Source organism: Synechococcus sp. UW179A, assembly GCF_900473965.1.
Lineage (GTDB): Bacteria > Cyanobacteriota > Cyanobacteriia > PCC-6307 > Cyanobiaceae > Synechococcus_C.
Map to the genome: position 1 here is coordinate 60,004 of NZ_UCNJ01000032.1, position 12,865 is coordinate 72,868.

Consider the following 12,865-nt stretch of genomic DNA (forward strand, 5'->3'; position numbering starts at 1 on the left):
AGTGTCGACCATGGCCAAGCTTCTCAGTTTTTCGGATGAATCCCGCGCTTCGCTGGAGCGAGGCATGAATGCTCTCGCCGATGCCGTGCGTGTCACCATCGGCCCGCGCGGTCGCAATGTGGTGCTTGAGAAGTCATTCGGAGCACCCGACATCATCAATGACGGCGACACGATCGCGAAGGAGATCGAGCTCGAGGATCCCTTCGAAAACATCGGCGCCAAACTGATTCAGCAGGTGGCTTCGAAAACCAAGGACAAAGCTGGAGACGGCACCACCACAGCAACCGTTCTGGCGCAGGCCATGGTGGAGGAAGGTCTCCGCAATACGGCAGCTGGCGCCAGCCCGATCGAACTTCGCCGCGGCATGGAAGCTGCTGTTGAGCACGTGGTTAAAGGCCTGTCTGAGCGCAGCCAGGCCGTCAGTGGAGATGCCATCCGTCAGGTGGCGACAGTCAGCGCCGGCGGCGATGAGGAGGTGGGCCAGATGGTGAAAGAAGCGATGGACAAGGTCAGCGTCGACGGAGTGATCACCGTCGAGGAATCCAAATCGCTGGCCACTGAGCTTGATGTCACCGAAGGCATGGCCTTCGACCGTGGCTACAGCTCCCCTTATTTCGTCACCGACGGTGACCGTCAGATCTGTGAATTCGATAACGCACTGTTGCTGCTAACTGACCGCAAAGTGAGCGCGGTGGCCGACCTGGTGCCAGTACTAGAAGCCGTTCAGCAGTCCGGCTCTCCCCTGGTGGTTTTGGCCGAAGAGGTGGATGGGGAAGCTCTGGCCACCCTCGTGGTGAACAAGAACCGCGGCGTTCTACAGGTTGCTGCTGTTCGCGCTCCATCGTTTGGTGAGCGCCGCAAAGCTGCTCTAGCAGACATCGCCATCCTCACCGGCGGCACAGTGATCAGTGAAGACAGGGCGATGACGCTGGAGAAGGTCACACTCGCCGATCTCGGCCGCGTCCGCAGAATCACGATCAGCAAAGAAAGCACCACGATCGTTGCCGGCGAGGAAAGCCGTAACGCAGTAGCTGAGCGGGTGGCCTCCATTCGACGTGAACTCGACAACACCGAATCGGAATACGACCGGGAGAAGCTCAGCGAACGCATTGCCAAACTTGCTGGTGGCGTTGCCGTGATCAAGGTTGGAGCACCCACCGAAACTGAGCTCAAAAACCGCAAGTTGCGCATCGAGGATGCCCTTAATGCAACGCGGGCAGCTGTTGAGGAAGGCATTGTTGCCGGTGGTGGTTCCACACTGTTGCAACTGGCAGGAACCCTTGATTCCGTCGCTGCTGAGCTGCAGGGAGATCGGCGAACAGGCGTGGAGATTGTTCAGCGCGCCTTGAACGCTCCCCTCAAGCAAATCGCCATCAACGCAGGTGCCAACGGGGACATCGTGGTGGAGCAGGTGCAACGCTCCGGCCAGGGCTTCAATGCCGTGACCGGCAATTACGAGGATTTACTGCAGGCAGGTATTCTTGATGCCGCCAAGGTGGTTCGCCTTGGACTTCAGGACGCTGTTTCGATTGCATCACTGCTAATCACAACTGAAGTGGTTGTGGCCGACAAACCTGAGCCTCCTGCACCGCCAGCAGCCGGCGGTGATCCCATGGGTGGCATGGGCGGTATGGGTGGCATGGGTGGCATGGGAATGCCCGGGATGATGTAGTGCCGCCAACGCGCGCCTAGTTCAGCTCAAAGAGCCCGAACCAGGCGCGCGTGAATCCGACAGACGGCCAGTGCTTCACGCGGGGGCTTGCTGCAGAGATGGCCCAATTCTCTGTTCAGAGCCTGGAGCTCACCCATCGGCAGACCTGCAACAGGCAGAGCCAGAACAAGTCCGCCGACCATCGCCGGGAGGGAAATCAGGCGCAACATGACTGAGTCTCGCGAGACTTAGACAGTCTGCCTTTCCAAGTGCCTGCAATAGGCCGCCACCTGAAGATCAACACCAGTGATGGCTGTTCCGACAACGACCACGTCCGCCCCGCCCTCGATGGCATCAGCTGCGTTTACAGCCGAAGCGATGCCTCCCTCGCAAACCAGCAGGATTGAGGAGGGAAGCTGCTCTCTCAAAGGATGTAACAGGTTCATGGCCGGCGGAGAGAGCTGTGCAGTGTCTTCTGTGTATCCAAACAGGGTCGTCCCAACCCAATCACATCCCAGAGCCGCAGCCCTCAGGCCGTTTTCAACACTGTCGACATCCGCCATCAAGGTTGCACCGAGCTCTGTTCTCGCTAATTGGATCAGCGTCTCAAGCGCTTGGCCTGAGGGCCGCTTGCGGGCGGTTGCATCCAGCGCAATCACATCAGCACCAGCCCCCCAGACAGCTCTCAGCTCCTCCCAACGAGGAGTGATGTAGACCGAACTATCGGGGAAAGAGCGTTTCCACAGACCAACGATCAGAGCATCCGGACAACGCTCCCGAACAGCTCCGATATGCTCAGGACTCTCCAGCCTGACACCGATAGCACCGTTGCGAAGACTGGCTTCGGCCATAGCGGCGATCACATCAGGATGACGCATTGGAGACCCCTCGGGGGCCTGAACAGAAACAATCAGGCCTCCCTGGAGATGATCGCGAGACAAGCGATTCCTGGACGAGACGACCATGACCTCTCAGGACGCTTTAGGCAAATCATGCTCGCTGACAGGTGTCAGCCAGCGGCGCAATCGTTGAGGACCGGCTGCTGGAACCGGACGAAGACTCGGGGCCGGCATATCGGTACTGATCTCAGGATCCACCACGCGACCCACGTCATCCAGACAGGTTTTCAACAACGTGCTGAAACGATTCAGTCCAGGACTCAGGGTCTCAGATCCCACAACTGATGTTGCTTCGGGTTTAGCAGCAGGCGCTGCACTCGATTCAGGCGAAGCGATCGGAGAAACCTCAGCCACTGGCTGTGCCATGGGTGATGGAGAACAGTCTTCAGAAGCCAGCAAACCCATCGGCAGGGAGTCGACACCGAAGCGGTGAACCCACTGCAGTTCGAGCCTTGTCAACAGCTGTTGGTCGTCCTGTTGCAGAGCCTGTTCGATCAGGTGCTGAAGGCTGATCTGACGAGGGTCCTGATGCTGGTAAGGGGAATGGTTCACGGAATCAGGCAAGCTTGCGATTGAGCAACGGGCGGATCAACAGGAACAACGCGGCCGTCAACAGCGTCAACACCAGAAGGCAGGTGGTGCCGGTGACGGAGCCATAGGGCGCTTCCAGCAGAACCGATGACAGATCAAGCGGGCCGGCATAAGCGGCACGAATGGGTTCAATCGCGAAGGTAAGGGGATTTAGCGATGCAAGCCAGCCCAGCCAGGGAGGCATGAAACTCAGAGGGGCCAGCGCCGTGCTTGCGAACAGCAGAGGCAGGTTGGCCACAAAGATCACTGCAATCAATTCGATGTGTCCTGGCAGGGCGAACGCCAATCCAAGGCTCAGAGCTGTGACTGCGAACACCAGCAGCAGCAACGTGAGCACCACCAGCAGAAGACCAGCAGCGCCTGGCCAGCCATAACCGAGCAAAGATGCGGTGAGCATGATCGCCAGGCTCTGCACAAGACTCAACGTCGTGATGTAGATGACCGAGGCCAGAACAATTGAACTGCGACTGCGTAGCGGAGCGACCAAAAGACGGTTTAGGAAACCGAATTCACGGTCGAACATCACTGGAAGCCCTGCATTGAGCGCAGCACTGAAGGCGGTGAACACAATCACCCCGGCTCCCAGAAAACGGCCATAGCTCATGCCACCTGGCAGCAACCCCTCTGGTGCGCGTGAGAACAAAGCACCAAACAGAACCAACCAGATCAATGGTTGGAGCACACCGGCCACCAATGTGGATGGACGCCGTTGCAGCTGAAGGAACAGACGTCGCGTCAGAGCGAAGGTTTCCTGGAGAAGCTCAGCAAACGCCGATCCGTTGTCGGAGTTTGAGGAATTTGTACCGAGGGCAGGACTGGTCATTGACAAGACGAAAACTGAAAGAACATCAGGACAGGCCTCAACGCATCGACTGGCGTCGCTCTTGTTTGGGATCGCGCTGACCTGCAACGGCAAGCTCGGCATCCATCAGCGTGCGGCCCGTGGCCTGCAGATACACATCGTCGAGGCTGGGACGACTCTGTGAAAGGGAGAACACGTCGAAAGCCTCACTCGCCAACCGTTGCTTCAGCGCTGCAAGCACATGCTCACCATCGACAACGAGATTGAGTGAATAACCCTGAGCGCGATTAATCACGATCCGCCTGACGCCGTCCACCACTTCGAGAAGTTGACGAACGCGTTCCGCTTCTAGCTGATCACTGAATTCGCGGACTCTCAGAGTCACCCGATCTCCACCGAGCTCACGTTTCAGGGCTTCCGGGGGACCCTCTGCAATCACACGACCGGCATCGATGATCGCCATCCGATCAGCAAGAGCCTCCACTTCCTCGAGGTAATGACTGCTCAGCAGGATCGTGGTTCCCTGATCGCGCAGGTCCCGAAGCACCTCCCAGATCACAGCGCGACTTTCGATATCGAGTCCGACTGTCGGCTCATCCAGAACAAGCAGCTGCGGTTGGTGCAATAGACCAGAAGCAAGATCCAGACGCCGTCGCATCCCTCCGGAATAGGTACCGCAGCGACGATCGATCCAATCGCCCATCGACATCCGATCCACCAGTTGATCAATCCGATTATTCCTGTCCTGCCGTGGCAGATGGTAGAGATCTCCCTGGAGTGCCAGAAGCTCGCGGCCGGTGAGGATCTTGTCAATCGCCACCTCCTGAGCCACGTAGCCCATCAGTTGGCGAACCGTTCGAGGCTCCTGAAGTGCGTCCACCCCTGCAACAACGACGCGGCCTTGATCAGGGGCAAGCAGTGTGGCCAAGATGCGCAATGCAGTGGTTTTTCCGGCTCCATTCGGTCCAAGCAATCCGTAGAGGCAGCCGGAAGGAACCGACAAACTGAGTCCGCTCAGAGCCGAAACGGTCCCATAGGACTTTTCCAGTTGATCCAGCTCAAGCAGTGACATCCCGCCCACAGAAACAATCGTTTGAAATCTAGGAAGCAATCCCAGGGAACCCTGCAGTCAGCGTCATTAGAAATCCCCTGAGCTGAAGATCAAACAGGGAAGCCGCGGAGAGACGGCTGATGATCAGCAACAGACAGATCCCGAAGAGATAAAGAATCGACCAGCGGAACAGTCCTTTAGCGCGATCAGTGCTGTCAGGGTCTTCAGCGAGTTTGCCGATCATCTGCAGCAGGCGTCCATTGAAGGGAAGCACTAAAAGGCCATAGAAAAGCCCACCCTCAGGCAGTGCCCAGATCCCAAGCATGCTGATTAGAACCGTTGCCCAGCCATAACGGCGAATGGCGCGCGCTGTAACGACAGACCCTTTCACGACAGGAAGCATGGGAATGCCGACCGCCCGGTAGTCATCGCGCAGAAGCAGGGCCAGAGCCCAGAAATGCGCCGGCGTCCACACCATCACTAGAGCAAACAGCCACCAGCCACTCAGCCCCACATGGCCGGTGGCTGCGGCTGCACCTACCAGAGGAGGGATGGCACCAGCGACACCTCCAACCACGATGTTCTGAGGGGTCCTTGGCTTGAGCAGTGCCGTATAAAGCAGGACATAACTGCAGAGCCCCAGCAGCGAAAGCCCTGCGGCGAGACAATTCACACCACTAACGAGCAGCATTGCCGCCGCAAGTGTGCAGGAGACAGCACCGGCGAAAGCGGCTGTTGGAGACAATCGACCCGAAGGCAGAGCACGGCCGCTTGTGCGCTGCATGCGGCCATCAAGCTCCTGCTCCCATAAACAATTGAGGACTCCTGCGGCGGCTGCGGCGAGAGCTCCCCCGCCGAGTGTGCAGACCAGTCTCGGAGAGGAGAGTGGCCAGCCCTCGGTCAAGGCCATGCCACCGAGTGTCGTGGCCAGCAGCAGAGGGATTAGTCGCGGTTTGGCCACCTCAAGCCAGGGAGGAAGTTTGATGCGTTTGCGCGAAGGAACAACCTGTTCGCGCGTGAGCGGAGCCGAGGCTGCAGCTGTGGCGGAACTAGCCATGACAGGCCTCCAGGGCAGAAGAGTCGAGAACGACGGGGAGTGGATTAGATGAAGGGGGTTGACGCCTGCAGGTCAGTCCTGCAAGAACCGCGACAAGAAGACAAGCCACGAGCTGATGAGCCACGGTCACTGCGGGCTGTGAAAGGCCAAGACGCAGAGTGGTGACACCAAGGCCGATCTGTGTGACGACGAGCAGAGGAGCCATCAGCAGAAGCGGCCATTGCTCTCGCCCCCAGCGCCCACTGAGCAGGGCCACCAGGACGAAAAGCAGCACACTTAAAGCTGCTGGCGTGGCTGCGGCACGATGCCAATGCAACCATTGGCAAGACTGACCTGCTTCAAGACAGCGCTGAGAGGCCCAAGACGTAGCCATGCCAGCACCGAGGAGGCACTGGCCAGAAACCGCCAACACGCTCAATGAGCCGAAAACGGTCCACCAGCGAGGCGGCGCGACGGACTGGGGGCCTGCCAAAAGTGTCTGGGTAAGACCACTGACCGTGATCACCAGGGTGAGCGCTAGAGCCAGATGAGCCGTGACCACACCCGAAGGCAACAGTTTCAAAACCGTGAGCGCTCCGAGGCCTCCCTGCAGTGCAACCATCAGCACCAGAAGGGCGCTAAGAGGCAGCAACCATCCAGGCAGATCACGGCGATACCACCAGACGACCGCCATCTGCACCAGAAGTGCCACGCCTACGACAAAGGCATCGAGACGATGAAACCACTCGAGGAAGACCTGGACGTTCATCTGACGACCAGGCAACAGGCTGCCGTAACAAAGAGGCCAATCAGGACAGGCCAGGCCTGCCTCCATGACCCTCGTCGCTCCTCCGATCACCACCAGAGCCACGAGGGCCACCACGAGATGGGCAGCCAACTGAGCCAGGCGGAGACGAATCGGATTGAGAGACGATGCAGTCAACACAAACTCCTAAATGGAGATGGTTATCCACGGAACGTAGCCGTTTGAATCAGAACGGCACGATGTGTAGCCGAGTGCAACATCTGCAATCTCAGACTTGATGAGACTTTGCTGACAAGAGAGCTCTTTAGCTCAGAAAAGCCGAAGGATTTTCAGGCTTGCTTAACAATCAACGCGTGGTGATTATTAACCAACCTCCATAGCCTGAAGACAAACAGATTGAGGTCCGGGGTGCCCATCCCCTCAGCAATTCTGACGCTGGTCATAGGAATGCTCCTCGTGCTCGGGGGGCTCTGGATTGGCCAGAACATCAACCTTCTTCCAATTGATGCCAGTGCCAATGCGCCGATTTACGACGAGTTGTTTCGTGTTTTGTTCAGCATTGGCACAATCCTTTTTGTAGGAATAGTCGGATTAATTCTTTTCAGCCTTGTGCGTTTTCGTCGCCGTCCAGGACAGCTCGGTGATGGATTGGCGCTTGAGGGCAATCTTCCACTCGAAGTGTTCTGGACTGCTGTTCCGGCAATCGTTGTTCTGTTCGTTGGGCTCTACAGCTACGACATCTACGAACGCATGGGTGGGATGGTCCCACTCGGCCATGGCAACCACGGCACTGAGACCGTGGTTGATCAGCGCATTTGGGGTGGCATCGGCTCGACGCAGGATTCCCAGATAGCCACAACGACAGGCATACCGCCACTGCCCATTGAGGTGACAGCAATGCAGTTTGCATTCCTCTTCCATTACCCCGACGGAGACATCATTTCCGGAGAAATGCATGTGCCTGTCGACCGACCAGTTTCACTACGGATGGAAGCCAAAGATGTGATTCATGCGTTTTGGATTCCTGAATTCCGGCTGAAGCAGGACGTGATCCCCGGTCAGCCGACGGTTCTCGACTTCACCCCAACCCGCACGGGCAGTTACTCGATCGTGTGCGCAGAACTCTGCGGTCCTTATCACGGAGGTATGCGCTCGAGCGTCGTGGTCGACAGCGCCGATGACTTTGACACCTGGCTCCAGTCCAACAGAAAGCTCCCCGCTGCTGAAGCATGACGATTACAGCTCCCCAAAAAACAGCGCCAGCTTCACCCTCACTGCAACCGCAAGGCTGGCTTCGCTATTTGAGCTTCAGCGTCGACCACAAGGTGATCGGCATTCAGTATCTCGTTTGCGGATTTGCCTTCTATCTGATCGGAGGCGCCATGGCGGGCGCGATCAGAACCGAACTGCTGAGTCCGGTTTCAGACTTCATGGCCAGAGATGTTTACAACCAGATCCTCACCCTGCACGGGACAGTGATGATCTTTCTCTGGATCGTTCCAGTGGTCAACGGGGCCTTCGGTAATTACCTGATTCCCTTCTATGTGGGCGCCAGAGATATGGCCTATCCAAGACTGAATGCGGTTGCTTTTTGGCTCATTCCTCCAGCAGGGCTGATGCTTATTAGCAGTTACTTCATCACGGGAGCAGCACAGTCTGGCTGGACAGCGTATCCACCTCTCAGCATCACAACGCCAGCAACTGGTCAAATAATATGGATTCTGAGTGTTCTTCTTCTCGGAGGAAGTTCAATCTTCGGCGGCATTAATTTCATTGCGACGATTCTCAAGCTCCGCCGCCCTGGCTTGAAATTGATGCAGCTTCCGATGTACTGCTGGGCGATGCTTGGCACAAGCATTCTCGTGGTTCTCTCTACTCCAGTTCTGGCGGGAACACTCATTATGCTGAGCTTCGATATTGTTGCTCACACGGGTTTTTTCAATCCAGGCATGGGTGGAAATGTTGTTGTTTACCAACATCTTTTCTGGTTCTATTCTCATCCCGCGGTTTACATCATGGTGCTGCCAGCTTTTGGCTTAGTTAGCGAAATTCTTCCGGTTCACTGCCGTAAACCCCTCTTTGGATACACAACCATGGTGTATTCGATTATGGCCATCGTTGTTCTTGGATTAGTGGTGTGGGCTCATCACATGTTCACCAGTGGCACTCCACCCTGGATGCGTCTGTTCTTCACCATTGCGACAGCTTTCATTGCGGTTCCTACCGGAATCAAATTCTTCAATTGGCTTGCAACGCTTTGGGGAGGCCGAATCAGTCTGAACAGTGCTGTGCTGTTTTCTTGTGGCTTCATTGTGAATTTCGTGCTCGGAGGAATCACTGGTGTGGCCCTCGCACAGGTTCCGTTTGATGTTCATGTTCATGACACCTACTTCGTCGTTGCCCATTTCCACTACATCGTCTACGGGGGGTCGGTGTTTGTGATTTTCGCTTCGGTTTATCACTGGTATCCCAAAATCACCGGACGCATGCTTGATGAGCATCTCGGACGTTTGCATTTCCTGCTGACCTTCGTTGGCTTCAACCTCTGCTTTGCTCCGCAACACTGGCTTGGCCTGAACGGCATGCCTCGCCGGGTGGCCGAATACGACCCGCAGTTTGAGCTCGTCAATCAGATCAGCAGTGCAGGAGCGCTGCTGATGGCCATCAGCACTCTGCCTTTTCTCTGGAATGTGATTGCCAGTGCATTTCACGGAGCCATTGCAGGCGACAACCCATGGCGAGCACTCACTCCTGAGTGGCTGACGTCATCGCCACCACCGGTTGAGAACTGGAAAGGAGATCCCCCTCTTGTCACCCATCCATATGGCTATGGCACCCCGGCAGACGAGATCGATCTGAACTCCGCCAGCGGTAGTGATCTTTGGAGAAGCGGTCAATGACATCACTTACTCCTCAAAACACTCAGCTTGATCACATGGATGATCACGGGGCTGACCACGGGACCGAACATCCGGATCACCGCATGTTCGGACTGGCCACCTTCCTGGTGGCTGACGCCATGACGTTCGCTGGTTTCTTCGCCGCTTATCTCACCTTCAAGGCAGTCAATCCATTAATGCCGGGTGCGATTTATGAGCTCGAACTGCCGCTGCCAACGCTCAACACCATTCTGCTGCTGGTGAGTAGCGCAACCTTTCACCGCGCGGGCGTGAACCTGCGCAGACAGCACAACGAACGCTGCCGCCTCTGGCTGATATTGACCGCAATTCTGGGTCTGGGCTTTCTCGCCAGCCAGATGGTGGAGTACTTCACTTTGCCCTTTGGTCTCGCCGACAATCTCTACGCCAGCACTTTTTATGCCCTCACGGGGTTCCATGGGCTGCACGTGACACTGGGGACACTGATGATCCTGATTGTGTGGTGGCAATGCCGAACACCTTCAGGTCGTATCAGTGCCAGCAATCATTTTCCGCTGGAGGCCGCAGAGCTCTACTGGCATTTCGTGGACGGAATCTGGGTCATTCTCTTTGTGATTCTCTACCTGATCTAACGAGCATCGAGATCGGTTCAATTGACAGAACTTCGACGAAATCCTTGCCCGGGTTGCAGTCTGGAGTCAGAATTGATGTGTCTTTTCCGATAGACATGCTGGTTGGAGATGAATTACTGAACAAGGCGCGAGCTCTCAGCAACCGCCCTGAAGATGAAATCGCCCGGGGCTGCGGTTACGTCGGTCCCAGTGGCCGTCTGATGCGCAAAAGTTTTTACAGAGCTCTGGTGGAAGCCAAGGGGTACAAACTTCCTTCCAGTAACGGCGGTTCAGGAGGAGGTAGCAGAGGACGTCAGGCCGAATTCCGCACACGCGTTCATGGCAACGGCAATCTTCTGATCGGCCATGCCTACACAAAACGCCTTGAGCTTGTTCCAGGCCAGGAATTCAAGATTGAACTGAACAAGGATTCCGGCACGATCACGCTTCTGCCACTCGCTGAATCCACCTGACACCACACGCAGGGCCTCGATCACTCTCAGTGTTCACCCAAGGAGACAACTGTCTGCTGCTCCTTGGGATTCTTTTTTGCAGGCTGTCTCTTTAGGCGACGGCAGGAGGATCCTGGCCGTCATCGATGCTCGAGCTGAACGCGATCAGCTCGATTCCGCTGAACAGGAAGCTAATGCCCACTAGCGTTCCCAGCACCCAGAGCAAACCCCAGAACTTGAGGGTGACGATTAACAGTCCCAGAATGAAAGTGATCACTCCGTTGGCGATGGCCCAGCCAGAGCCGGGCTGACTGCTGTTGGCCAGTCCATTGAAGAAGGCCACGACGCCCTCCACAAGGAAGACGATGCCAATGGCCAAGGCAAACGCAGCAACCTGCTCTGCGGCTTCACCAGGATCGCGAAAGTTACTGATCATCGAACCGCCGGCCACGATGAACAGCGTGGAGACCACCAAACGCCAGAAGCAGATCCAACGGCCCATCCTGCGGGAACGGGCAAGGTTGCTGATCCAGCCGACCACACCGCCAACCAGAAACAGCACCGCAATCACGCCTGTGGTCCAAAACGAAGCAATGACTGGGAAGATCAGGGCCAGGACGCCCAGAATGATGAGAAGAATGCCCTCTGCAATCGAGAAAGCTTTGAAGGTGCCCAGGGATTCGGAGCGGTCCTCGGAATTCATGAACAGTTCAGAGTGAACAACATCCGAAAGGTATTTAGACCTCACAAATCCCGCCATGAATTGCGGTAGTCATTCAGCCCCAGCCATGCTCTGCCAGCCAGGCGGCGCTGATTGGCGGAGTTCCCTCCTGAGAGCCGCTGGCACTGATGAGCCGTTCCGTATAGCGAGCCAGCAGATCAATCTCGAGGTTCACCTCATCTCCCACCTGCAGATCACGAAGAGCTGTGACCGACCAGGTGTGCGGAATCACCGCCAGCCAAAACCTTGACCCGGCATCAGCGCAACCCGCCACAGTGAGGCTGATGCCATTCACCGCAACACTGGCCTTATCGCAGATGTAGCGGCCGAAGTCCGCATCCCGCCAGCGCAGCTCCAGATGCCATGACTGGGGCAAAGACTCCACGGCGACCACCTCCCCGATGCCGTCCACATGTCCGCTCACAAGGTGTCCTCCCAAACGGTCCGACAGACGTAGAGCGGGCTCGAGGTTCACAGACCCTCCTCCTGCGGCCTTCGCCCCGAGAGTGGTGCGTTGAAGCGTCTCTTCACTCACATCCGCCAGAAAGCCGTCACCCACCAGTGAAGCCACCGTGAGGCAGACACCGTCCACAGCAACGCTGTCACCAAGCTGCAGTGGAGCGAAAGCACTGCAGCCTTCGACGAGCAGAGCGCGGCCACGTCGTTCGACCTGACCCACCGCCTGGACCAACCCGGTGAACATTGCCCATCTCCATCCCCTCTGCAATGGTCATAATCGAGATAGCGGCGGAGCCGTACTTGATCGAGATGAGCGTGGCGGGAATCGCCCTGGATGCCAGCAGCCGCAGTCCGATCGTGCTGCTGCGGGACCCATCCCGAAGCCGTCAGGTGCCGATCTGGATTGATCAGGCTCAAGCGCACAACATCATGGCCGGCCTCAATGACACGCCTCAGCCCAGGCCCCTTAGCCATGACCTGATGGCGGCATTGCTGGAGGCAGGAGGATTGCAGCTAGAGCGCGTGATCATTCATGCGATCGAAGACAGCACCTTCAGGGCCGTATTGCGACTATGCGAGAGAGGCCATGACAGCGAGACTTCCAGAACAGATGAGCTTGAGGCCGCTGTCGACGACGACGACAACCTGCTGGAGGTCGATGCACGACCCAGTGATGCGATCGCACTAGCCATCCGCACTGGCAGCAGGATCTGGATGCTGGAGGAGGTTGTTGCGGAAGCCTCGATTGCCGTGGATGCCGAAGCGGATGCGGAGGATCGTGATGAATTCCGTCGATTCCTCGATGGGATCAGTCCCGCCGCCCTGGGACGACACCTGAAATCACGCCAGCCTGGAGATCCCAGGGATGCCCAGGGCGACACCCAAGACCCTTGAGCAGCACACTCCCCCGTCCTGTGCTGCGCCGCTCATTCGGTGACGGGGCCGAT

Annotated in this window: 15 protein-coding genes; 6 read left to right on the plus strand and 9 right to left on the minus strand. The window is 57.1% G+C overall.

All coding sequences use genetic code 11. The annotated features are described in order from the left end of the window. The first annotated feature begins 10 nt into the window (after nucleotides 1-10). On the plus strand, nucleotides 11-1,672 hold the full coding sequence (gene groL / locus DXY31_RS14565; RefSeq protein ID WP_114994449.1) for a chaperonin GroEL: 1,662 nt from the start codon (nucleotides 11-13) through the stop codon (nucleotides 1,670-1,672). 26 nt (nucleotides 1,673-1,698) lie between these two features. On the opposite strand, the gene DXY31_RS14570 is transcribed toward groL, so the two are convergent. The 7 genes from DXY31_RS14570 to DXY31_RS14600 are packed head-to-tail and all read right to left on the minus strand — an operon-like array spanning nucleotide 1,699 to nucleotide 6,973. Continuing rightward, the gene (locus DXY31_RS14570) at nucleotides 1,699-1,881 is read right to left on the minus strand and encodes a hypothetical protein (RefSeq protein ID WP_114994450.1); all 183 of its coding nucleotides are present in this window, start codon (nucleotides 1,879-1,881) and stop codon (nucleotides 1,699-1,701) included. An 18-nt stretch (nucleotides 1,882-1,899) separates the two neighbouring features. Further along, nucleotides 1,900-2,616 carry an N-acetylmannosamine-6-phosphate 2-epimerase gene (locus tag DXY31_RS14575; protein WP_114994451.1) on the minus strand — a complete coding sequence of 239 codons (717 nt, stop codon included), beginning with the start codon at nucleotides 2,614-2,616 and terminating at the stop codon, nucleotides 1,900-1,902. Nucleotides 2,617-2,622: 6 nt separating this feature from the next. After that, the gene (locus DXY31_RS14580; RefSeq protein WP_137025006.1) at nucleotides 2,623-3,102 is read right to left on the minus strand and encodes a hypothetical protein; all 480 of its coding nucleotides are present in this window, start codon (nucleotides 3,100-3,102) and stop codon (nucleotides 2,623-2,625) included. A 4-nt stretch (nucleotides 3,103-3,106) separates the two neighbouring features. Then, nucleotides 3,107-3,964, minus strand: a complete 858-nt coding sequence (locus DXY31_RS14585) for an ABC transporter permease (RefSeq protein ID WP_114994453.1) — start codon at nucleotides 3,962-3,964, stop codon at nucleotides 3,107-3,109. A gap of 37 nt (nucleotides 3,965-4,001) precedes the next feature. Further along, entirely contained in the window at nucleotides 4,002-5,015 is a 1,014-nt protein-coding gene (locus tag DXY31_RS14590) for an ATP-binding cassette domain-containing protein (RefSeq protein ID WP_114994454.1), read from the minus strand. Between the two features lie 28 nt (nucleotides 5,016-5,043). Then, on the minus strand, nucleotides 5,044-6,051 hold the full coding sequence (locus DXY31_RS14595; protein WP_114994455.1) for a heme o synthase: 1,008 nt from the start codon (nucleotides 6,049-6,051) through the stop codon (nucleotides 5,044-5,046). Then, nucleotides 6,044-6,973: a heme A synthase gene (locus tag DXY31_RS14600; RefSeq protein WP_114994729.1), complete on the minus strand. Its 930-nt coding sequence runs from the start codon at nucleotides 6,971-6,973 to the stop codon at nucleotides 6,044-6,046. Before DXY31_RS14600 ends, DXY31_RS14595 begins: the two co-directional genes overlap by 8 nt. A gap of 231 nt (nucleotides 6,974-7,204) precedes the next feature. On the opposite strand from DXY31_RS14600, the gene DXY31_RS14605 reads away from it, so the two are divergent. The 4 genes from DXY31_RS14605 to DXY31_RS14620 all read left to right on the plus strand — a co-directional run bounded on the left by DXY31_RS14605 (nucleotide 7,205) and on the right by DXY31_RS14620 (nucleotide 10,759). Further along, nucleotides 7,205-8,029 (plus strand): cytochrome c oxidase subunit II, encoded by an 825-nt coding sequence (locus DXY31_RS14605; protein ID WP_114994456.1) that lies wholly within the window; start codon nucleotides 7,205-7,207, stop codon nucleotides 8,027-8,029. Further along, nucleotides 8,026-9,696 (plus strand): cytochrome c oxidase subunit I, encoded by a 1,671-nt coding sequence (gene ctaD, locus DXY31_RS14610; RefSeq protein ID WP_114994457.1) that lies wholly within the window; start codon nucleotides 8,026-8,028, stop codon nucleotides 9,694-9,696. Before DXY31_RS14605 ends, ctaD begins: the two co-directional genes overlap by 4 nt. After that, nucleotides 9,693-10,307, plus strand: coding sequence for a cytochrome c oxidase subunit 3 (locus DXY31_RS14615; protein WP_114994458.1), 615 nt, complete (start codon nucleotides 9,693-9,695; stop codon nucleotides 10,305-10,307). Before ctaD ends, DXY31_RS14615 begins: the two co-directional genes overlap by 4 nt. A gap of 95 nt (nucleotides 10,308-10,402) precedes the next feature. Further along, nucleotides 10,403-10,759: an AbrB family transcriptional regulator gene (locus DXY31_RS14620; protein ID WP_114994459.1), complete on the plus strand. Its 357-nt coding sequence runs from the start codon at nucleotides 10,403-10,405 to the stop codon at nucleotides 10,757-10,759. A 91-nt stretch (nucleotides 10,760-10,850) separates the two neighbouring features. On the opposite strand, the gene DXY31_RS14625 is transcribed toward DXY31_RS14620, so the two are convergent. Beyond that, a complete protein-coding gene (locus tag DXY31_RS14625) occupies nucleotides 10,851-11,441 on the minus strand; it encodes an HdeD family acid-resistance protein (protein ID WP_114994460.1) in 591 nt (196 codons plus the stop codon). 73 nt (nucleotides 11,442-11,514) lie between these two features. Beyond that, nucleotides 11,515-12,162 (minus strand): riboflavin synthase, encoded by a 648-nt coding sequence (locus tag DXY31_RS14630; protein ID WP_066905968.1) that lies wholly within the window; start codon nucleotides 12,160-12,162, stop codon nucleotides 11,515-11,517. A 65-nt stretch (nucleotides 12,163-12,227) separates the two neighbouring features. On the opposite strand from DXY31_RS14630, the gene DXY31_RS14635 reads away from it, so the two are divergent. Beyond that, complete coding sequence (locus DXY31_RS14635) at nucleotides 12,228-12,812, plus strand: bifunctional nuclease family protein (protein ID WP_371639552.1); 585 nt, start codon at nucleotides 12,228-12,230, stop codon at nucleotides 12,810-12,812. The last annotated feature ends 53 nt before the right edge of the window (nucleotides 12,813-12,865 follow it).